Below are 20,631 nucleotides of genomic sequence, written 5' to 3'. Positions count from 1 at the left end.
GGGTGCCGCCGTCCTGTTCTGTTCCGGGGAAATCGTTGTGCGGCGTTGTGCTTTTTCTCTGTGCATTACACATCTTCGCGCATTACGCAAAGTTCGTTCAATACGCAAAGAGCCGGGCCGGGAACGGACCGGGACGCGGCCCATGGATCCCCATCCATGGGCCGCACCCGGGTTACCCCCGTCGGGCACGGAGCCGCACCGTCGTCCACCGCCGCCGGGCGAGCAAAACCCCCCACGGCCTTCACTCGCCCTTCCGGTGGCGCCGGATTCGTACCCGACGCCGTACAGCTTTTCGGGTGATGCCGTGCGGGTGCGAGGCGTTTCACCTCTGGCCGAAACCCCGTGGTGACGTGCTGTTACGGATCACCTACCCTGGGGTGGGGGTAATTGCAGGTGCAACAGGTGGGGGACCGGTGCTGCGTATCCATATGTCCGGAGTGGACCTTTCCAGGGTGCGGATGGCCACCCGGCCCGACGCGCTGTGGGAAACCGCTCTGAGTTTCCATCGGCTGCGGGACCGGCGCGGTTCCGCGGTGTTCGGGAAATGGCGTACGGAAACCCGGCCTCGGTTGAATGGTGAAGTACGCCTGCTGTCCGCCGTGATTCCACCGCGCGGCTATTTCCCGGATTTCCTGACGCCTTCTCAGGAAAGCGGCGAGCCGTACGGCATCGACGCGGGAATGCAGGCATTGCGCGAGACCCCGCCCGCTCGGATCCGGGCCGAACTCGCCCTGCTCGGCGCCGAACGCCGCGACGCGTACGGCTCCCCGGACGGCCGCACCGAAGCGCCGGGCCGGCTCGTCGACGCGCTGCGCGCCTACCACCGCGCCGCCATCGAGCCCTACTGGCCGCACATCCGGGCCAGCGTCGAGGCCGACCGCGCCGTCCGCGGCCGCGCCCTCCTGGACGGCGGCGCGCACGAGCTGCTCGCCTCCCTCCCGCCGATGATCCGCTGGCGGCCCCCCGTGCTGGAGGCGGACTACCCCGTCGACCGCGAGGTCCGCCTGGACGGGCGCGGACTGCTGCTCCAGCCGTCCTTCTTCTGCCGCGTCACCCCGGTCGTCTACCGCGACCCGAGACTCCCGCCGGTCCTCGTCTACCCGGTCACCCACTCCCGCGCCCCCGTCTTCGCCGGACCGGGCCCCTGGCTCGGCCGGCTCCTCGGCAACACCCGCTCGACGGTCCTGAGCGCCATCGGCAACGGCTGCACGACCAGCGAGCTCGCGCTGCGGGCCGGGGTGTCCCTCGCCTCGGCGAGCCAGCACGCCTGCGTGCTGCGCGAGGCGGGCCTGATACACACCCTGCGGCACGGCGGATCGGTCCTGCACACACTCACGCCGCTGGGCGGCTCGCTGCTCCGGGGCGGCGCCCCGCTCGCCCTGTCCTGAGAACGGGGCGACCGGGTGGCCGGGTCCGGGCGGCGAGGGGAGGCTGGGGGCGGCGAAAGTTTTTCCGCCGGCGGCGATGAGTTCCCGCAGGCCCCGCCGTCTACCTGTCGTACACGTTCGAACAAGAGAGAGCGAAGCGACCATGCCTCAGATGATCTTCGTCAACCTGCCGGTCAAGGACCTCGAAGCGACCAAGGCCTTCTTCGGCAAGCTGGGCTTCTCGTGCAACCCGCAGTTCTCCGACGAGAACACGGCGTGCCTCGTCATCAGCGACACCATCTTCGCGATGCTCCTCACCGAGCCGCGCTTCAAGGACTTCACCAAGAAGGAGATCGCCGACTCCGCGAAGTCCACCGAGGTGATCCTCGCCCTGAGCGCCGAGAGCAGGGAGAAGGTGGACGAGCTGGTCGACGCCGCCCTCGCCTCCGGCGGATCGCCCGCCAACGAGCCGGTCGACTACGGCCACATGTACGGCCGTTCCTTCCAGGACCCGAACCACCACATCTGGGAGGTCATGTGGATGGACCCGGCCGCCGTCGAGGACCGGCAGGGCTGAGCCGGCCGGCGACCGGGCCTCAGGGGGTGAGGCTCGGGTACGTCACCCCCGTGAGCTGCTCGGACGCCATCCAGAGCCGCTCACTCGTGACATCGTCCCGGGTCCAGCCCGCCCGCCAGGACGGCGCGGGCGCACCGCGCCAGCCCAGCAGCCCCGGACCGGTGAACGAATCGGGGCGCACGCCGGGCGCGGTGGCCGCGTACAGCGTCGGCAGCGCACCGGCCGAAGCGGGCTGGGCGATGATCCGGTTGCCCAGCTCGAAGAACCGCTCCACCGCCCGCCGGTTCTCCATCCGGGCCGCGGCGGACTGAAGGTTGGTCGACGCGTATCCCGGGTGCGCGGCGGCGGCCATCAGCCGGGAGCCCGCCTTCGTGAGCCGTCGCGCCAGCTCGTGGACGAAGAGCAGGTTGGCGGTCTTCGAGCGGCCGTAGGCGATCCAGCGACGGTAGTTCCGCTCGCTGTTGAGATCCCCCATGTCGATGTCGGACAGCGCGTGCAGCCCGCTGGAGACGGTCACCACCCGCGCCCCGGGGGTGTCGAGGAGGCGGGGGAGCAGCAGCCCGGTCAGGGCGAAGTGCCCCAGGTGATTGACGCCGAACTGCCTCTCGAAGCCGTCGGCCGTCGTCCCGTACGGGAGGGCCATCACGCCCGCGTTGTTGATCAGCAGATCGATCCGGTCGGGCGCACGGTCCGCGGCGAACTCGCGCACCGAGCCCAGATCGGCCAGATCCAGCGGTACGAACGTCACGTCCGCGCCGGTCACGGCCTTCCGGATCCGGGACTCGGCCGCCCTGCCGCGCGTCTCGTCCCGGCAGGCGAGCAGGACCCGCGCACCGCGCCGGGCCAGCTCCCGCGCGGTGTGCAGACCGAGGCCGCTGTTGGCTCCGGTGACCACGGCCGTGCGGCCGCTCTGGTCCGGGATGTCGTTCGCGTTCCAGCCGTGGCTCATGGGCTCAGCGTACGGCCGCGATGTGCGGCCCGGACCTGCCGGGCCGGTCCGGATACGCGCCCGGGTGCGCCCGGCGGCGCAGGGGCGTACCGGGGGGCGTGAACCTCAGGAGTCGCTCAACTTTTCCGTGATCCGGCCGACGGGGTTGGACGGCGTGCGTTCCGCGTCCATAAGGTCATGATCATGCCGGACATAGCACTCACCACCGTGATCGTCCTCTGCCTCGCCGCGGCCGCGGCGGGCTGGATCGACGCGGTGGTCGGCGGCGGCGGACTGCTTCTGCTGCCCGCGCTGCTCCTGGGCCTGCCGCACGTCCCGGCCGCGCAGGTGCTGGGCACCAACAAGGCGGTCGCGATCGTCGGCACCTCGGGCGCGGCCGTGACCTACGTACGCAAGGCGCCGGTGAAGGTCGGGACCGCGCTGCGGATCGGGCTCGCGGCGCTGGCCGGATCGATGGCCGGCGCGTTCTTCGCCGCCGGGATCAGCAGCGACGTGCTGCGGCCGGTGATCATGGTGGTGCTGCTGGCCGTCGCGGCGTTCGTGATGCTGCGGCCCTCGTTCGGCAAGGACACCGGCGACGGTACGCGGCAGCGGGTCACCCGGGCCCGCACCGTCACCGCGATCGTGCTGGTCGGCGGCGGCATCGGTTTCTACGACGGGCTGTTCGGCCCCGGTACCGGCACGTTCCTGGTACTGGCGCTGACCGCGGTGCTCCACCTCGACCTGGTGACGGCGTCCGCCACCGCGAAGATCGTCAATGTCTGCACCAACGCCGGCGCGCTGGCGATGTTCGCCCACCAGGGCAGCGTGCTGTGGCAACTGGCCGCGCTGATGGCGGTGTTCAACCTGGCGGGCGGGCTCATCGGCGCCCGGATGGCGCTCCGCAAGGGCAGCGAGTTCGTCCGCGGGGTGCTGCTGGTCGTGGTGTTCTCGCTGGTCGCGAAGCTGGCCTTCGACCAGTGGACGGCCTGAGCGGCCCACGGGCGCCGGCCGGGCCTCACCGCACGGCGGTCAGGTGCGCGTACGCCACCACATTGCCCTCGTACCCCGTCTCCTTCGAGAAGCCGCCGCCGCAGGTGATCAGCCGCAGCGAGGCGAAGGACGCGGCGCCGTACACCCGCCGGTCGGGGAAGTCGTCGTTCTCGTAGACCTCGATCGCGTCCAGCGAGAAGACGGCGGTACGGCCGTCCTGGCGGACCACCTCGACCGTGCTGCCCTTCTGCAGGGCGCCCAGGTCGTAGAAGACCGACCGCCCCTGCGCGTCGTCCACGTGGCCGGCCACGATCGCGCTGCCCCTGGAGCCCGGGGGAGTGCCGTCCCGGTACCAGCCGACGACGTTGCGGTTGCCGGCCGGGGGCACGTCGAGACTGCCGTTCGGCCCCAGACCGAGACGCATCATCGGGGCGTCCACCCGGATGCTCGGGATGCGGATGCGTACGGGGGCCGAGGGCTTCAGCGGGTCGGCGACCGGGGATCCCGGCTGCGGTACCGGGCCGTCGGCGAAGGCCTGCGCGGCGGTCGGCCGGGGCGGGACCAGCTGGGCGCCGGCGCCGTTGCGGATCAGCCAGACACCGGCCAGCGCCGCGATGACCAGCAGCCAGCCCTTGGCCTTCTCGGACACGGTCGTCCTCCGGGTGACGGAACGGGGACGGTCCCGTCCCGGTGGCGCGCGGCCACCGGGACGGAAACCAGGCGGTACGGAGACGTGAATCCGCCTCCGTCAGCCGGCTTCCTGCGTGCCGCTCGCCCGGCGACGCAGGAGCCAGGCTCCGCCGACGGCGGTCGCGGCGAGAACGCCGGCGCCCGCCGCGATCTGGGTGGTGTCGGGCCGGACGCTGCCGCCGACTCCGGTTTTGACGTGCCCGGTGGGACCGGTGGGGTTCCAGGGGCGGTGTCCGGACGACGAGCTGTCGTGCCCGGACGAGGACGAGCTGTCATGGCCCGACGAGGAACTGTCGTGCCCGGAGGACGACGAACTGTCATGTCCGGACGACGAGCCGTCCTGCTTGCCGGAGCCCTCCTGCTTGCCCGAGTCCTCCTGCTTGCCCGAGCCCTCCTCGTCGGAGGGCTTCCCGCTCTCGCGCCCGCCCGAGCTGTCCTGCCCGGACGAGGACGAGTCCTCGCGCCCGGACGACGAGCTGTCGCCCCGGCCCGAACCCTCGCCCTGGTCGGAGCTCTCGCCCCGGTCCGTGTCCTCGTCCCCGGGCGGGGTGTCGCGTGCGCCCGCGATGCCGAGGCCGGACAAGGCGTCGAGCCCGCCGGCCGAGTCGAACAACGAGGGCGCGTCGAGTCCGGAGAGCTTGTCGAGGCTGAACGGGGTGTCCGTACCGGCCCCCGACCCGGCGCCGTCGCCGGATCCCCCGTCGTCCGCGGCCTCGACGCCGGTGGTCCGCGTCCCGAGACCTTCGGTGGTCCGTGTCCCGAGACCGTCGGCGGCCCGTGACGCGGCGTCGGCCGAGCTGGTCCGCTGTGCGCCGGCCCCGTCCGCGTATGCGGTGGGGCAAGCGGCGAGGAAGCCGAGCGTGGCTATGGTCACCGCGGATGCGGCGGTACCGGTCACTAGGCGGACAGGACGCATGGGGGATTCCTCCGGCGATGGCGCGAGTAGGTGTGTCCTGTCACTGAGCTAACGGGCGGGCCGCCATCCATGCCTGCTGACACCAAGTCAGCTTTCACTCGAACGGACCGGCGCGGCCTCCTTGCCAGGGGGTGATCGCGCAGGTCACAGCGGTGATGGAGGTCGGTCGGGCTGGTCTCGTGGAGCCCGGTGCCGATCGAGTGACGGAGCCCGGGAATAAAGTGGCGTACGTCACATGCATGACCTCGCGGGTGCCGGGCACACGTCTGTCACCCCCCACGGGACGGTGTACGAGGCCGCCCCCGGCCGCCGCCCTCACCGGGTCCGCCCCCCTGGACCCGGTGAGGGCGGATTCGCGCCGAGGGGGAGTGGGCCGGGAGCGGAGGGCCCCCGTCCGCACACGCTCCGTCACTATTTGTGGCCGAATGCTGCGGCAGTATTTCGGCCTCGTGGCGAGAACGATCAAGGGCTGGCGTCGGCCCGCAGCGGCGGACCAGGCTGGCACTCGCACATTCGTGCTCACGCTCCGTACCCAGAAAGTCCCCGCCGCAGATGCACACGTCCCCCAGACCCGGCGCCTTCGAGGTGCTTCTCCCGCATGCGGGGAGGAGGTGCCGGGCATGGTGCGCCATGTGATCCGCAAGGCGGCCGGCTGGCTCCTGATGATCGTGGTCGCGACCAACGCCACGTACTTCCTGGCCAGTTGGTTCCTGGACCCGCGGTCGAACTTCAAGGAGCTGCGCCCGGTCCGCAGCGAGGCCCAGATCGACCGGGCCCTCGCCCCGTACAACCTGAGCCCGCAGGAACCGCTGGTCCACCGCTGGTGGGACTGGTTCAGCTCGGTGGTGCTCCACTTCGACTGGGGCAGGTCCCCCACCGGCGTCTTTGTCAACGGCGAGATCGGCTACCGGGCGCTCATCAGCGGCGAACTGGTCATCATCGCGACCGTCCTGTCCGTGGTCGTCGGTGTCACGCTGGCCGTGTTCACCGCGTCGCGGCAGTACGGCTGGGCCGACCGGATCTCGCAGGCCGTGTCCATCGCCGTGTTCAACGTCCCGACCTCCGTCGCCGCGCTCGCCGTGGTCTTCGTCGCCATCTGGCTGAACCAGAACGCCGGGCTGCACTTCCTCTACGTCGCCGGTGAGAACTCGCCGGGCGTCCAGGGACTGCTCCCGACGATCGGGGACCGCCTGCTGCATCTGATCCTGCCGACCCTGAGCCTGACGCTGATGGGCTACGTCGGCTACCACCTGACGCAGCGTTCGCTGCTGCTGGACACGATCGACGCGGACTTCGTACGCACCGCCCGGGCCACCGGCCTCACCCGGTCCGGAGCGATCCGCAGGCACGCCCTGCGCGCCGCGCTCATTCCGACGGCGACCTCCGTGGCGTTCGGCATCCCGGCCATGTTCACCGGCGCCGTCATCACCGAGACGATCTTCGGCTGGAACGGCATGGGCCGCTACTTCATCCAGACCATCGCCAAGAACGACGTGCACGGCACGGTCGCGACCGCGGCCTTCGCCGCCGCCCTGACCGCGATCGGCGCGATCCTCGCGGATGTCGCCACGGTCTTCCTCGACCCCCGGGTGAGGGTGAACTGACGTGACCACGGACATGACGACCGACACCGCGTCCGGTGCGACGCCGGCGGATCCCGCCGCGCGGCAGGCGGACGTGCCCCACCTCGGACTCGGCCGGCTCTACCTGCGGCGCTTCCTGCGCAACCGGCTCGCCGTCGCCGGGGTGGTGATCTTCGTGCTGCTGGTGCTGTTCAGCCTGTTCGGCGGGGTGTTCACCCCCTACGCGTACTCCGACGCCGACTTCGCCGCGCTCACCCGACCACCGAGCGCCACCCACTGGTTCGGCACCAACCAGGGCGGGAACGACGTCTACGCCTCCGCCGTGCACGGGCTCCAGCGCTCCCTGGCGATCGCCGTGAGCGTCTCCGCGCTGACCGTCGTCGTCGCCGCGGTCATCGGCTCCAGCGCCGCGTACTTCGGGGGCCGGGTGGAGAGGGCGACGCTCGCCGTCATCCACTTCCTGCTGGTCGTCCCCTCGTTCCTCATCCTCGCCCTGGTCTCGCACCGCCTCGCCGGGGACTGGCGGGTCCTGATCGTCGTGCTCACAGTGTTCGGCTGGATGTCCACCGCGCGGGTCATCTGGTCCGTCTCGACCTCGCTGCGGGAGAGGGACTACGTGACGGCCGCCGAGTTCATGGGCGTCGGCGCACCGCGCATCATCCTGCGCCACATCATCCCCAACCTCGGCTCACTGCTGATCGTCAATCTGACGCTCGGCGTCGTCGCGACCGTGCTCAGCGAAACCGCCCTGTCCTTCCTCGGGTTCGGCGTCCAGACCCCTGACGTCTCCCTCGGCACGATGCTCGCGGACGGTGCGAGCACCGTCACGAGTGCCCCGTGGCTCTTCGCCTTCCCCGCGGGTCTGGTCGTCCTGCTCACCATGTCGATGACCTTCGTCGGCGACGGGCTGCGCGACGCCCTCGACCCCACGTCCGTGACCGGTGCGGCAGGAGGCCGACGATGACCCTCACCACTCCGGCCGGATCCCCGGCGGCCACCGGCGACACCCCCGTGCTCTCGGTGCGGGACCTGCGGGTCACCTTCCCCTCGGAGGCAGGCCCCGTCGAGGCGGTGCGCGGCATCGGCTTCGACCTCCTGCCGGGCCGGACCCTCGGCATCGTCGGCGAGTCCGGATCGGGCAAGTCGGCCACCGCGATGGCCGTGATGGGCCTGCTGCCGCCCGCCGCCGAACTGCGGGGCCGGGTGCTGCTCGGCGGACAGGACCTGATCGGCCTCGGGGACAAGGAGCTCTCCGCGGTACGGGGCAACTCCATCGGCATGGTCTTCCAGGACCCGCTGTCCGCGCTCACGCCGATCTTCTCCGTGGGCCGGCTGCTCTCCGACGCCCTGCGCGTCCATCAGGACCTCACGAAGCGGGCGGCCTGGGAACAGGCGGTCGAACTGCTCGATCTCGTCGGCATACCCGACCCGCGGGGCCGGGCCAAGTCGTTCCCGCACGAGTTCTCCGGCGGCATGCGCCAGCGCGTCGTCATCGCCATGGCGATCGCCAACAAGCCGTCCGTCCTCGTCGCCGACGAGCCCACCACCGCCCTCGACGTCACCGTGCAGGCCCAGATCCTGGACGTCCTGCGACTGGCACAGAAGGAGACCGGGGCCGGCCTCGTCCTCATCACCCACGACCTCGGGGTCGTGGCCGGCCACGCGGACGACATCGCCGTGATGTACGCGGGCCGGTTCGTGGAACGGGCGGGCGTCGACGAGCTGTTCGGCCGGCCGGCCATGCCGTACACCGCGAGGCTGCTGGCCGCCGTTCCCACCGTGGACAGCGGGGTCCACCGCCCCCTGGTCCCGATCGGCGGGGAACCGCCCGCCCTCGTGGACCTGCCCGGCGGCTGCCCCTTCGCCGGCCGCTGCGCCGTCGCCCGGGACGAGTGCCGGGCCGAGGAGCCCGAACTGCGCGAGATCACCGGACACGGGCACGTGGCCTGCCTGCGTGCGGACGAGATCGCCGACGGAACCCTGGACCCCGCCGGGAGGACCGGGACGGACGGCGCCCCGGACGGCGCCCCGGACGGCGCCCCGGACGGCGCCCCGGACGGCGCCCCGGACGGCGCCGGGACCGCGGTGGCCGGTGATGTGGTGCTCCGGGTCGAGGACCTGGTCAAGACCTTCCCGGTCACCAAGGGCGCCCTTCTCAAGCGCCGGGTCGGCACGCTGCACGCCGTCAACCGGGTGAGTTTCGAGCTGCGCGCCGGGGAGACCCTGGGACTGGTGGGCGAATCGGGCAGCGGCAAGACCACGACACTGCTGGAGGTCCTGAGGCTGAAACAGCCCGAGGGCGGCCGGATCGAGATCGCCGGCACCGACGTCGCGACGGCCGGTTCCGGCGCGCGGGTACGGGAGTTGCGGCAGGACGTACAGATCGTCATGCAGGACCCACTGGGGGCCCTGAACCCCCGGCTGCCGGTCTTCCAACTGCTCGCCGAACCCCTCCGGGCCACCGGCCGGGACCGCGAGTCCATTCGCGCCCGGATCCACGAACTGCTCACGCTGGTGGGCCTGGACGCCTCGGTGAGCGGCCGCTTCCCGGCCGCGCTCTCCGGCGGCCAGCGCCAGCGGGTCGGCATCGCCAGGGCCCTGGCGACCGAGCCGAAACTGCTCGCACTCGACGAGCCGCTCTCGGCCCTCGACGTATCGGTGCAGGCCGGGGTGATCAAGATGCTGGCCCGGCTCAAGCGCGAACTCGGCCTCGCCTACCTGGTGGTCGCCCACGACCTGGCCGTGGTCCGGTACATCTCCGACCGCATCGCGGTGATGTACCTCGGGCACATCGTCGAGACCGGGGACACCGGGACGATCTTCGCCGATCCGAAGCACCCCTACACCCGGGCGCTGCTCTCGGCGATCCCGGTGCCCGACCCGCGGCGCGAACGCGCCCGCGAACGGGTCGTGCTCCGGGGCGAGCAGCCGAGCGCCACCCGGCCGCCCGCGGGCTGCGTCTTCGTCGACCGCTGCCCCCTGTACCGCCTCGCCGACGAGGAGGTGCGCCGGCGCTGTCGCACGGAGCGCCCCGAGCCGACGGCGGTGGCCGGACGCCCCGGCCACCAGTACGCCTGTCACGCCGTCTGAGCCCCGCCGCACCCCTCGCGCACGCCATTCCTCCCTGCCTCACCGAAACCAGAAGGAGCCCTTCCGCCATGCGCGCAAGACTGGCCCTGCCCATCGCCCTTGTCGCCGCCGTCTCGGTCGCCGCCACCGGCTGTGACGCCTCGTCCGGGAAGGACGGGTCCGACGCGGCGGGCAAGGACGCCCCCAGGGCCGCGTCGGCCGCGGCCGACTACAACCCGGTGCCGTACGACCGGATCAAGGACGGTGGCACGTACACCACCGCCGGTACCTTCGACGACCAGGGCAACCCCTTCAACGTCAACGCCACCCTGACCGCGTCCCGCGTCTGGGCCTGGTACAACGCCGACGCGATCACGTACTCGCCCACCGGCGAGGTGCAGTACAACCCGGACTACTACAGCGATGTGAAGGTCTCCGTCGAGGGCGGCAGGCAGACGGTCACGCTGACCATCAACGACAAGGCCGCCTTCAACGACGGCACCCCGATCGACTGGACCGCGATCGAGGCCACCTGGAAGGCCAACAACGGTTCGGACAAGGCGTTCGACACCTCCTCCACCGACGGCTACGACCAGATCTCCTCCGTCCACCGGGGCGCGAACGCCAAGCAGGCCGTCATCGAGTTCAAGGGCGTCAACGCCTCCTGGACGACCCTGTTCACCACCTTCCTGCACCCGAAGGCGGCCACCGTCGCCAACTTCAACAAGGCGTACGTCAAGAAGGCCCACCCGGAGTGGGGCGCCGGTCCGTACACGGTCGGCGAGTGGAACACCCACTCCGGCGGCATCACCTTCGTCCGCAATCCGAAGTGGTGGGGCAAGAAGGGCAAGCTCGACAAGCGCGTCTACGTCAATCTGGAGTCGACCGCGGCGGTCAACGCCTTCAAGAACGGCCAGCTCGACTACACCTCGGCGGTCGACGCGGAGAGCCTGAAGCAGGTCAAGGGGCTCAAGGGGACGGAGATCCGCAGCGGCGGCAGCCCCTTCGAGTACTCCCTCTACTTCAACACCAAGTCGGCGAACCTCTCGGACACGGCCGTCCGCAAGGCCGTCCAGCAGGGCATCGACCGCTCCCAGATCGCGAAGATCCAGTTCCAGGGGCTCGACTACAAGGAGCCGCTGCCCGGTTCGGCGGTGCTGTACAGCTTCCAGAAGGGCTACCGGGACAATGTCTCCGCCGTCCTGAAGTACTCACCCGACGAGGCGAGGAAGACGCTCGACGCGGCGGGCTGGAAGCCCGGCGGCGACGGCATCCGGGTCAAGGACGGAAAGAAGCTGGAGGTCGGCTACACGATCCTCGGCGACCAGCCGCTGGACAAGGCGATCGCCGGTGCCTTCACCGCGATGCTGAAGCCGATCGGCGTCGAGGTCGTCACCAGGAAGGCCGACGAGGCGGACTTCTCGAAGATCCTCAGCGAGCGCAGGTTCGACCTCTTCCTGTCCGGCAACCGCTCCATGGACCCGTTCGGCGCCCGCTACCTGTGCGACTTCTACTGCTCCGACCGTGACTCCAACATCACCGGCGCCGGAACGCCGGCCCTGGACAAGGAGATCCGCGCGACCACCGCGATTGCCGACCTCGACGAGCAGGTGAAGGCGGTCAACGAGGTCGAGCAGAAGGCGCTCCGGCAGTACGCCTTCCTGCCGTTGTTCAGCGGCCCCTCGACGTACAGCGTGAAGAAGGGCCTCGCCAACGTCGGCGCCACCATCTTCCACAGCCCGCTCCCCGAGACGGTGGGCTGGGAGAAGTAGCCCGCACACGGCCGGGGTGCGTCAGACGGTGTCCCACCGCGCGCCGTCGTACGCCCGCCCGATCCGCCGCATCAGCTCCTCGTCCACCACGAATTCCTTGGCGTCGATCCGCCCGACCGGCGCGATGCCCTGCGAGTTGGTGAGGAACGCCGAGCGGAACGCGCCCAGCCCGTCCAGGGTCACCGGACGCCGTACGGACTTTGGCCCCGCGCCCGGCAGTTCCCGCTCCAGCAGCGCCATGGTGATGCCGGTCAGACACGGCGCGTCGGGCCAGACCACCGAAGTGCCGTCCCAGAAGCCGACGTTGGTGATCGCACCCTCCGTCACCGTGCCGTCCGGCAGGGTCAGCAGGGCCTCGTCGAACCCGGCGCGGGCGGCCAGCCGCGCGTAGTACGTCTGGCCGAACTCGCCGGGCCGCTTGATGTGCGGCACGGTGCGGGCGTACGGGACGGACATCAGGGCGTGCGGTTGTGCGGACTTCCGGGCCGGTCCGCGCACCGTGACCATGACGGTCGTCTCCGTGTCACCCGGCGGCAGATAGCCGTGCACCCGGACCGAGGCGTCCCGCACCCCGGCGCCCTCCAGCGCGTGCCGGATCAGCGCACGGACCCGCTCCCCGTCGAGCGGGCGCTCGAACAACTCCCGGTTCGCGCCGTCCAGCCGGGCCAGATGCAGATCGAGGCCGCGTACCTTTCCGTCCCTGACCTGCATGGCCGTGAAATGGCCGTAGCCGAGGAAGGCCGGAATCCGCAGATCCGCCTCGGTGGCCGGACGGCCGTCGAACTCGGCGTACGGGAAGGGCTGGTGCGGGGGAGTCGTCATGCCTCCACCGTAGGCCCGGCGAAGCGCGAGGCGACGGCCCCGGGGCCGGGGGAGCGGTCAGGGCGGTCCCTGGTGCGCGTTCCTGGTCAGGAGCGCGGCGGCTCGTCGGGGGTGCCGTTCGGCGGCAGCTTGCGTCCGGCGGCGGTGCGGTCCCGCCCGGCGGCGTCGCGCAGCGCCCGAAACCGCGCCCCGGGCCGCAGGCCGAAGCTCCGTTCCACACCCTTCGACCCGACGGTCGGACGGTGCCCGCCGAGATGGAGCGAGCCCGGCGGTATCGGCATCGACACGTTGTTGCCGCTCTCTTCCGGGCCGACGAAATGGAGGCGCTCGTCCGGCGCGGGGTAACGGGCGCCGGGCGGCGCCGTGGTGACGGGCATTGCGCGCATCGCGGTCACGAGTCGGGAGCCGCGCAGATCCCGGGGACCGGGAATCTCGCGGGCCCGGTCCGGACGGAGCTTGACCTCAACCATGGTTTACCTACGAGTCTCTCCGCATGGACCTCACCACGGCACTTTCATCCACCGCACCCACGACCGGTTCCACCGCCCCCCTGAAGGTCGCGGTCATCCTCGCCAGCAACCGGGAGGGGCGCTTCGCCCCCGTCATCTCCGACTGGTTCCTCTCGCACACCGGCTCCCACCCGGAGATCGAGACCGATCTGGTCGACGTCGCCGGACTCGGCCTCCCGGTCGCCCTCTCCTTCCGGCCCGACGACGAGTCGCGGGAGCGGCTCGCGGCCGTCGCGTCCAGACTGGCGGCGGCCGACGCCTTCGTCGTCGTCACCCCCGAGTACAACCACTCGTACCCGGCCCCGCTGAAGAACCTCATCGACTGGCACCGCGACGAGTGGCAGGCCAAACCCGTCGCCTTCGTCTCGTACGGCGGGGTCTCCGGCGGGCTGCGCGCCGTCGAGCACCTGCGGCAGGTCTTCGCGGAGCTGCACACCGTCGGCATCCGCGAAACGGTGTCCTTCCACAACGCGGGCGCGCTCTTCGACGACGAGGGCAGGCACCAGGACCCGGCGGGCTGCGACGCGGCGGCCAAGGTGCTGCTGGACCAGCTGGTCTGGTGGGGGCACGCCCTGCGCGAGGCCAAGGCGGTCCGCCCGTACGGCGCCTGACCCGGGAGCGCTGCGCCGCGCCGCGACGTCCCCGACAATCGACGGGTGCCGGGACATCCGGCGACCCGACCCCGCAGGAGCCGAAAGTGACGACGCCGGCATGGCTGACCGTACTGACCACGACGGACAGTGAGGAGAAGGCCCATGCCCTGGCGCAGGGCGCGGTGGAGGCGCGGCTCGCCGCCTGCGTACAGATCTCTGCGCCCGTCACCTCGGTCTACCGCTGGCAGAACGCCATCGAGACCACCGAGGAGTGGCAGCTGCTGATCAAGACGACGGCGGAGCGGTACGGCGAACTGGAGGCCCACCTGGAGGCGGCGCACGACTACGAGACCCCGGAGATCATCGCGATCCCGGTGGTACGGGGCAGCGCCCGCTACCTCGCCTGGGTCTCGGCCGAGACCGCGCCGGTCACGTCCTTGTAGCCCCGCAGGACCCGGGGCTGCGGGGCCTACCGCTCCCGCGCCGCCAGCGCCTCCCCGATCCCCGTCTCCTGGGGCCCCAGGAAGTGCGGATCGGGCTTGAACAGGGCGTCCAGCGCCGCCTTCCCCGCCGCGAACACCTCCCGCGTCCCGCCGTAGTACCAGGTCGCGTCGTGCTTGGCGTCCACGCCGACCCCGTACGCGTCGATCCCCGCGGACCGGCACAGGGCGATCGCCCGGCGGATGTGGAACCCCTGGCTCACCAGCACCGCCCGGTCGACCCCGAAGATCTTCTTGGCCCGCACGCAGGAGTCCCAGGTGTCGAACCCGGCGAAGTCGCTCACGATCCGCTCGTCCGGCACCCCGTGCTCCTTGAGATAGGTGCGCATGGCATCCGGCTCGTCGTACTCCTTCCGGCTGTTGTCCCCGGTGACGAGCACGACCTTCACCCTCCCGTCCCGGTACAGCTCGGCGGCGGCCTTCAGACGGTTGGCGAGATACGGCGACGGTCTGCCCTGCCAGAGCCCCGCCCCGAACACCATGACCACCTGCTGCGCGGGCGCGTCCGCGGTCGTCCTGACCCGGGCGTCGGCGACGGAGTACATCCAGGTCATCGGCGCCAGCCCGGCCACGCACGCGAGCATCACCGCCTGCACGGCCCGCCGCTGTCCGCGCCGCGTCCGCGGCAACCGCGGCCGCAACCGCCCGAGCAGCTGCCGTCCCGGCCACTTCACCCGCATGGGAGCCCCCTCTTTCCGTACCGCGTCCGGTCGTTCCGCTTGGGCGTCCCGCTCGGGCGTCCCACCTGATCGGACGATCCGGAGGCCGAAAGGGTTCTCGGACGGACGGGACGAATGCCGTACGCCCCACCGGACCGGGGCGCGCGCGCCGCCGGGCGGGCCGCCCCTTAGCATCGCCCAATGCTGCGTCCACGACTGATCGCGTCCGATCTCGACGGCACCCTCCTGCGCAACGACGGCACCCTCTCGCCCCGCACGCTGCGCGCCCTGCGCACCGCCGAGAGCGCCGGCGCGCAGATCGTCCTCGTCACCGCCCGGCCGCCCAGGTTCGTCGACCGGCTCGCCGACGCCGCGGGCTTCGGGGGGACGGCGGTGTGCAGCAACGGGGCGCTGGTGTACGACATCGGGACGCGCACCGTCGTCTCCTCCCGCGCCCTGCCGCTCACCACCGCCCGCCGCGTGGCCACCGCGCTCGCCGCCGCCGTGCCCGGGATCGGCTTCGCCCTGGAGACCGGCAACCACATCCTGTACGAGCCGGCCTACCGCCTGCGGCTCTCCGAGGACACCGGCGCCGAGCTGCCCGTACCGTCGCTCGCGGACCTCTGGCTGGCCGACGTCCCGGTCACCAAGCTCCTCGCCTGGTCGGACCGGCTCGACGCGGACGCGTTGCTGGCCGCCGCCGAGGCGGGGGCCGTCGACGGGGTGCAGCTCACCCACTCCGGCGGGCGCGGGCTGCTGGAGATCAGCGCGTGCGGGGTCACCAAGGCGGGCACCCTGTCGGTGCTGTGCGCCGGGCTGGGCATCGACGCCGCGGAGGTCGTCGCCTTCGGCGACATGCCCAACGACCTGAGCGTCCTCGAATGGGCGGGCGCCGGTTACGCGATGGGCAACGCCCACCCGAGCGTGCTGGCCGCGATGGCGACGCACACGCTCAGCAACGAGGAGGACGGGGTCGCGGACGTCATCGAGCGGCTCTTCGGTGCCGCCGGCTGAACCCCGCCGCACGCGGCCCGTCACCCGCACGCAACGGCGCCGCAACCTCTCTCCCGCACCATCGAGCCATGACGCAGCCGGCACCGGCACCAGCCCAGGAGTCCCTGCCCCTCGACAGCACGGCGCAACTGCTGACCCGCTTCACCGCACAGCTCGGCACCCAGCTCTGCCTGGTCACCCGGAACGGGACCCGCAGACCCGTACCGGCGGACGCCCGGCCCCGGGACGACGCCCGGGACGTATCCGCAGGAAGAACCTGATGAACGGACATCTCGGGGCGGCTGCCTGAGCCTTCTTGTCGGTCCGGCCGTTTACTGTCGGAACCATGGACGGCATGGACGGCATGGACGGCATGGACGGCACAAAGGACCACGGCACCGGCCCCTACGGCCCGGCCGACGCCGAGCGCTGGGACACCGAGCCGGACAAACGGCCGGGCCGCACCGCGTTCCAGCGCGACCGTGCCCGGGTGCTGCACTCCGCCGCACTGCGCCGGCTCGCCGGCAAGACCCAGGTGGTCACCCCGGGCACCCGCGGCCACGCCTGGGACGCCAGCCCCCGGACCAGGCTCACCCACTCCCTCGAATGTGCCCAGGTCGGCCGGGAGCTCGGGGCCGCACTCGGCTGCGACCCGGACCTCGTCGAGACGGCCTGCCTCGCCCACGACCTGGGCCATCCGCCGTTCGGGCACAACGGAGAGCAGGCGCTCAACGACTTCGCGTCGGACTGCGGGGGCTTCGAGGGCAACGCCCAGTCGCTGCGGCTGCTGACCAGAATCGAACCGAAGCGCTTCGTCCCCGACACCCGCACCGGCGAGCTGGTCAGCGTCGGACTCAACCTGACCCGTGCCGCCCTGGACGCCGCCACCAAGTACCCCTGGCCGCGCGGCGCACACCCCACCGACCCCGGTTCGCCGAAATTCGGGGTGTACGAGGACGACCTGCCGGTCTTCGAATGGGCCCGCAAGGGGGCACCGAAGGACCGCAAGTGCTTCGAGGCCCAGGTCATGGACTGGTCGGACGACGTCGCCTACTCCGTGCACGACTTCGAGGACGGGCTGCACGCCGGGCACATCGACCCCGACTGCCTGCACGCCGAACCGGAGCGGAACGCGATCTGGGCGGTCGCCGTCGGCCGTTACGTCCCGGCGGACACCGAGCCCCAGGAGCTGGCCGACGCGCTGGACCGGCTCATCGCCCAGGACTGGTGGCCGCACGGCTACGACGGCTCGGCCGTCGCCCAGGCCCGGCTGAAGGACGCGACGAGCCAGCTGATCGGCCGGTTCTGCCTCGCCGCCGAGAGCAGCACCCGGCAGGCTCACGGTACGGGCCGCCTCGGACGGTACGCCGCCGAGCTGGTCGTGCCCCGCGAGGCCCGCAACGAATGCGCCGTGCTCAAGGCGGTCGCCGACCGGTACGTCATGCAGCGCGCCGAGCAGGAGGCGATCCGCGCCGACCAGCGCATCGTCATCGCCGAGCTGGCCGCCGCCCTCACCGCGCGCGCTCCGGAGGGGCTGGAGCCGCAGTTCCGGGCGCTGTTCGGCGCCGCCCGCGACGACCGGGCCCGCAAGCGGGTGCTGGTCGACCAGATCGCCGCCCTGACCGACGCCTCGGCCCGCTCGCTGCACGCCGCGCTCACCGGACACCGCCGGTGACCGGCCTGCGGAGCCCCGTCCGGCCCGACCCGATTCCGCCCCGTCTGCGAGCCGCGCCCCGCGTCGGGGCCGGCGCCGCGCAGACTGGACCCGGCCACTGGGTGTGACCTGATCGGGGTACACCCTCTTTCGCCATCACACTGCGTGCGGGACGCTCGCAGTTGGCGGCGCCGCGAAGCAAGCACCGAGGAGGCATCAAGTGGTCGACGCACATCGGACGTTCGTCATCGTCGGCGGAGGACTGGCGGGAGCGAAGGCAGCCGAGACGCTCCGGGCGGAGGGTTTCAGCGGCCGGGTGATCCTGCTCGGCGACGAACGCGACCATCCGTACGAACGGCCCCCGCTCTCCAAGGGCTATCTCTCCGGCAAGGAGGAACGCGACAGCGTCTTCGTCCACGACACCGCCTGGTACGCGGGCGCCGACATCGAACTGCACCTGGGACAGCCGGTCACCGCACTCGACCGGGAGGCCCGCTCCGTACGGCTCGGCGACGGCACCGTCGTCCACTACGACAAGCTGCTGCTCGCCACCGGGGCCGAGCCGCGCCGCCTCCCCGTCCCCGGCACCGAGCTGGCCGGGGTCCACCATCTGCGCCGCCTGGCCCACTCCGACCGGCTGCGCAACGTACTGGCCGCACTCGGCAGGGACAACGGCCACCTGGTGATCGCCGGGGCCGGCTGGATCGGCCTGGAGGTCGCGGCGGCGGCCCGCGGCTACGGCGCCGAGGTCACCGTCGTCGAACCGGAGCCGACCCCGCTGCACCAGGTCGTCGGCCCCGAGCTCGGCCAGATCTTCACCGACCTGCACAGCGACCACGGGGTCCGCTTCCACTTCGGCCTCCACCTCACCGAGATCATCGGCCAGGACGGCCTGGTGCTCGCCGTCCGCACCGACGACGGCGAGGAGCACCCCGCCCACGACGTGCTCGCCGCGATCGGCGCCGCGCCCCGCACCGCCCTCGCCGAGACCGCCGGGCTCGCGATGGCCCCCCGCGCGGACGGCGGCGGCATCGCCGTCGACGCCTCGCTGCGCACCAGCGACCCGCACATCTTCGCGGCCGGTGACGTCGCCAACGTGGCCCACCCGCTGCTCGGCACCCGGCTGCGCGTGGAGCACTGGGCGAACGCGCTGAACAGCGGCCCGGCCGCCGCCCGCGCCATGCTCGGCCAGGACGTCAGCTACGACCGGGTGCCGTACTTCTTCTCCGACCAGTACGACCTCGGCCTCGAATACTCCGGCTGGGCGCCGCCGGGCAGCTACGACCAGGTGGTCATCCGCGGCGACGCCGGGAAGCGGGAGTTCATCGCCTTCTGGCTGAAGGACCGCCGGGTACTGGCCGGGATGAACGTCAACGTGTGGGACGTCACCGAGACCGTGCAGGGGCTGATCCGGTCCGGCCGGCCGGTCGACCCGGACGCACTGGCGGACCCGTCCGTACCGCTGGAGTCCCTGGGCTGAGCGCGGCCCGGCCGTCCCGCCGGGGCTCCCGGACGGGACGAGCCGGCCGGTGCGCGCCGCACCGGCGGTTCCACGGATCACATCGGCGCGCTCCACGGCTGTCCCACCCCACCCGTAGACTTCACCCGTGGCAGGCAGGATCAATGACGACGACGTGAAGGCGGTACGGGACGCGGTCCCGATCGACGCCGTCGTTTCCGAGTATCTCCAGCTGCGCAACGCGGGCGGTGGCAACCTCAAGGGACTCTGCCCCTTCCACGACGAGAAGTCCCCCTCCTTCCAGGTGAGTCCGAGCAAGGGTCTCTTCCACTGCTTCGGCTGCCAGGAGGGCGGCGACACGATCGCCTTCGTGCAGAAGATCGACCACCTGACGTTCGCCGAGGTCGTCGAGCGGCTCGCCGCCAAGGCCGGCATCACCCTGCGGTACGAGGAGGGCGGGTACAACCCCTCCCACCAGCGCGGCGAGCGCATCCGGCTGGTCGAGGCGCACAAGGCGGCCGCCCGCTTCTACGTCGAGCAGCTGGACGGCCCGGAGGCCGAGATCGGCCGCAGGTTCCTCGCCGAGCGCGGCTTCGACCAGGCGGCCGCCGCCCACTTCGGCGTCGGCTACAGCCCGGCCGGCTGGGACCACCTCACCCGCTATCTGCGCGGCCAGGGCTTCAGCGACAAGGAGCTGATCGCCTCCGGCCTCTCCCAGGACGGCAGGCGCGGCCCCATCGACCGCTTCCGCGGCCGGCTGATGTGGCCGATCAGCGACACCTCCGGCGACGTCGTCGGCTTCGGCGCCCGCAAGCTGCGCGACGACGACAACGGACCGAAGTACCTCAACACCCCCGAGACCGCGATCTACAAGAAGTCCCAGGTGCTGTACGGCATCGACCTGGCGAAGAAGGACATCGCGAAGGCCAGCCGGGCCGTGGTCGTCGAGGGCTACACCGACGTCATGGCCTGCCACCTCGCCGGGATCACCACCGCCATCGCCACCTGCGGCACCGCCTTCGGCGGCGACCACATCAAGATCCTGCGCCGCCTCCTGATGGACAACGGCAGCGCCCGGGTGATCTTCACCTTCGACGGCGACGCGGCCGGGCAGAAGGCCGCCCTGCGCGCCTTCGAGGACGACCAGAAGTTCGCCGCCGAGACGTACATCGCGATCGCCCCGGACGGCATGGACCCCTGCGATCTGCGCCTGGTCAAGGGCGACGAGGCCGTCCGCGACCTGGTCGAACCCCGCACCCCGCTCTTCGAGTTCGCGCTCCGCCAGATCGTCGGCCGGTACGACCTGGAGACCCCGGCCGGACGCGGCGCCGCGCTCGACGAGGCGGCCCCCGTCGTCGCCCGGATCAAGAACAGCTCCTCGCAGCACGAGGTCGCCGTCCAGCTGGCCGGCATGCTCGGCATCCTGGACACCCAGTTCGTGGTCAAGCGGGTCGGCCAGCTCGCCCGCTGGGCCCGCGAACGGGGCGACCAGCGCGGCCCCGGCCAGGCCCCCTCCCGCGGTGGCCCCCGGCAGCAGCAGGTCCAGG

General features: G+C 71.7%; 20 protein-coding genes. 14 read left to right on the top strand and 6 right to left on the bottom strand.

The window, feature by feature from the left end:
• Window positions 1-413: 413 nt before the first annotated feature.
• Both AADR41_RS17415 and AADR41_RS17410 read left to right on the top strand, forming a co-directional pair.
• Complete coding sequence (locus tag AADR41_RS17415) at window positions 414-1,388, top strand: ArsR/SmtB family transcription factor (protein WP_342282326.1); 975 nt, start codon at window positions 414-416, stop codon at window positions 1,386-1,388.
• Between the two features lie 142 nt (window positions 1,389-1,530).
• Entirely contained in the window at window positions 1,531-1,944 is a 414-nt protein-coding gene (locus AADR41_RS17410) for a VOC family protein (RefSeq protein ID WP_342282325.1), read from the top strand.
• A 19-nt stretch (window positions 1,945-1,963) separates the two neighbouring features.
• Here the strand turns inward: AADR41_RS17410 and AADR41_RS17405 are convergent, their stop codons facing one another.
• A complete protein-coding gene (locus AADR41_RS17405) occupies window positions 1,964-2,893 on the bottom strand; it encodes an oxidoreductase (RefSeq protein WP_342282324.1) in 930 nt (309 codons plus the stop codon).
• A gap of 183 nt (window positions 2,894-3,076) precedes the next feature.
• Between AADR41_RS17405 and AADR41_RS17400 the strand changes: the two genes are divergently transcribed.
• Complete coding sequence (locus AADR41_RS17400) at window positions 3,077-3,865, top strand: sulfite exporter TauE/SafE family protein (protein WP_342282323.1); 789 nt, start codon at window positions 3,077-3,079, stop codon at window positions 3,863-3,865.
• 25 nt (window positions 3,866-3,890) lie between these two features.
• Here AADR41_RS17400 and AADR41_RS17395 read toward each other — a convergent pair whose 3' ends face one another.
• Complete coding sequence (locus tag AADR41_RS17395) at window positions 3,891-4,514, bottom strand: class F sortase (protein ID WP_342282322.1); 624 nt, start codon at window positions 4,512-4,514, stop codon at window positions 3,891-3,893.
• Between the two features lie 99 nt (window positions 4,515-4,613).
• The gene (locus AADR41_RS17390; RefSeq protein WP_342282354.1) at window positions 4,614-5,471 is read right to left on the bottom strand and encodes a hypothetical protein; all 858 of its coding nucleotides are present in this window, start codon (window positions 5,469-5,471) and stop codon (window positions 4,614-4,616) included.
• 620 nt (window positions 5,472-6,091) lie between these two features.
• Between AADR41_RS17390 and AADR41_RS17385 the strand changes: the two genes are divergently transcribed.
• From AADR41_RS17385 to AADR41_RS17370, 4 genes are all read left to right on the top strand, one after another.
• Window positions 6,092-7,075 carry an ABC transporter permease gene (locus tag AADR41_RS17385; protein ID WP_342282321.1) on the top strand — a complete coding sequence of 328 codons (984 nt, stop codon included), beginning with the start codon at window positions 6,092-6,094 and terminating at the stop codon, window positions 7,073-7,075.
• A 13-nt stretch (window positions 7,076-7,088) separates the two neighbouring features.
• Window positions 7,089-8,018, top strand: a complete 930-nt coding sequence (locus AADR41_RS17380) for an ABC transporter permease (protein WP_446751065.1) — start codon at window positions 7,089-7,091, stop codon at window positions 8,016-8,018.
• Entirely contained in the window at window positions 8,015-10,144 is a 2,130-nt protein-coding gene (locus AADR41_RS17375; RefSeq protein ID WP_342282319.1) for an ABC transporter ATP-binding protein, read from the top strand. Before AADR41_RS17380 ends, AADR41_RS17375 begins: the two co-directional genes overlap by 4 nt.
• A gap of 68 nt (window positions 10,145-10,212) precedes the next feature.
• A complete protein-coding gene (locus AADR41_RS17370; protein ID WP_342282318.1) occupies window positions 10,213-11,895 on the top strand; it encodes an ABC transporter family substrate-binding protein in 1,683 nt (560 codons plus the stop codon).
• Between the two features lie 21 nt (window positions 11,896-11,916).
• Here AADR41_RS17370 and AADR41_RS17365 read toward each other — a convergent pair whose 3' ends face one another.
• Both AADR41_RS17365 and AADR41_RS17360 read right to left on the bottom strand, forming a co-directional pair.
• Window positions 11,917-12,717 carry an aminotransferase class IV family protein gene (locus AADR41_RS17365; protein WP_342282317.1) on the bottom strand — a complete coding sequence of 267 codons (801 nt, stop codon included), beginning with the start codon at window positions 12,715-12,717 and terminating at the stop codon, window positions 11,917-11,919.
• Window positions 12,718-12,803: 86 nt separating this feature from the next.
• Window positions 12,804-13,187: a hypothetical protein gene (locus AADR41_RS17360; protein ID WP_342282316.1), complete on the bottom strand. Its 384-nt coding sequence runs from the start codon at window positions 13,185-13,187 to the stop codon at window positions 12,804-12,806.
• Window positions 13,188-13,210: 23 nt separating this feature from the next.
• Here AADR41_RS17360 and AADR41_RS17355 point away from each other — a divergent pair, with 23 nt between their 5' ends.
• Both AADR41_RS17355 and cutA read left to right on the top strand, forming a co-directional pair.
• On the top strand, window positions 13,211-13,837 hold the full coding sequence (locus AADR41_RS17355; RefSeq protein ID WP_342282315.1) for an NADPH-dependent FMN reductase: 627 nt from the start codon (window positions 13,211-13,213) through the stop codon (window positions 13,835-13,837).
• 86 nt (window positions 13,838-13,923) lie between these two features.
• A complete protein-coding gene (cutA, locus tag AADR41_RS17350) occupies window positions 13,924-14,262 on the top strand; it encodes a divalent-cation tolerance protein CutA (RefSeq protein WP_342282314.1) in 339 nt (112 codons plus the stop codon).
• 26 nt (window positions 14,263-14,288) lie between these two features.
• Here cutA and AADR41_RS17345 read toward each other — a convergent pair whose 3' ends face one another.
• Window positions 14,289-14,999, bottom strand: coding sequence for a SanA/YdcF family protein (locus tag AADR41_RS17345; RefSeq protein ID WP_342282313.1), 711 nt, complete (start codon window positions 14,997-14,999; stop codon window positions 14,289-14,291).
• 195 nt (window positions 15,000-15,194) lie between these two features.
• On the opposite strand from AADR41_RS17345, the gene AADR41_RS17340 reads away from it, so the two are divergent.
• From AADR41_RS17340 to dnaG, 5 genes are all read left to right on the top strand, one after another.
• Window positions 15,195-15,992, top strand: coding sequence for a Cof-type HAD-IIB family hydrolase (locus AADR41_RS17340; RefSeq protein ID WP_342282350.1), 798 nt, complete (start codon window positions 15,195-15,197; stop codon window positions 15,990-15,992).
• Between the two features lie 68 nt (window positions 15,993-16,060).
• On the top strand, window positions 16,061-16,252 hold the full coding sequence (locus AADR41_RS17335; protein ID WP_342282312.1) for a hypothetical protein: 192 nt from the start codon (window positions 16,061-16,063) through the stop codon (window positions 16,250-16,252).
• Window positions 16,253-16,326: 74 nt separating this feature from the next.
• On the top strand, window positions 16,327-17,646 hold the full coding sequence (locus tag AADR41_RS17330) for a deoxyguanosinetriphosphate triphosphohydrolase (protein ID WP_446751064.1): 1,320 nt from the start codon (window positions 16,327-16,329) through the stop codon (window positions 17,644-17,646).
• Window positions 17,647-17,845: 199 nt separating this feature from the next.
• On the top strand, window positions 17,846-19,105 hold the full coding sequence (locus tag AADR41_RS17325; protein WP_342282310.1) for an NAD(P)/FAD-dependent oxidoreductase: 1,260 nt from the start codon (window positions 17,846-17,848) through the stop codon (window positions 19,103-19,105).
• A gap of 127 nt (window positions 19,106-19,232) precedes the next feature.
• Window positions 19,233-20,631: DNA primase (gene dnaG, locus AADR41_RS17320; protein WP_342282309.1), on the top strand; the 1,399-nt coding region annotated here is incomplete at its 3' end.

The organism is Streptomyces sp. CLV115, from assembly GCF_038448545.1.
GTDB lineage: Bacteria > Actinomycetota > Actinomycetes > Streptomycetales > Streptomycetaceae > Streptomyces > Streptomyces sanglieri.
The sequence above is the reverse complement of the archived record's forward strand: the minus strand, read 5'-3'. Positions and strand labels throughout refer to the sequence as shown.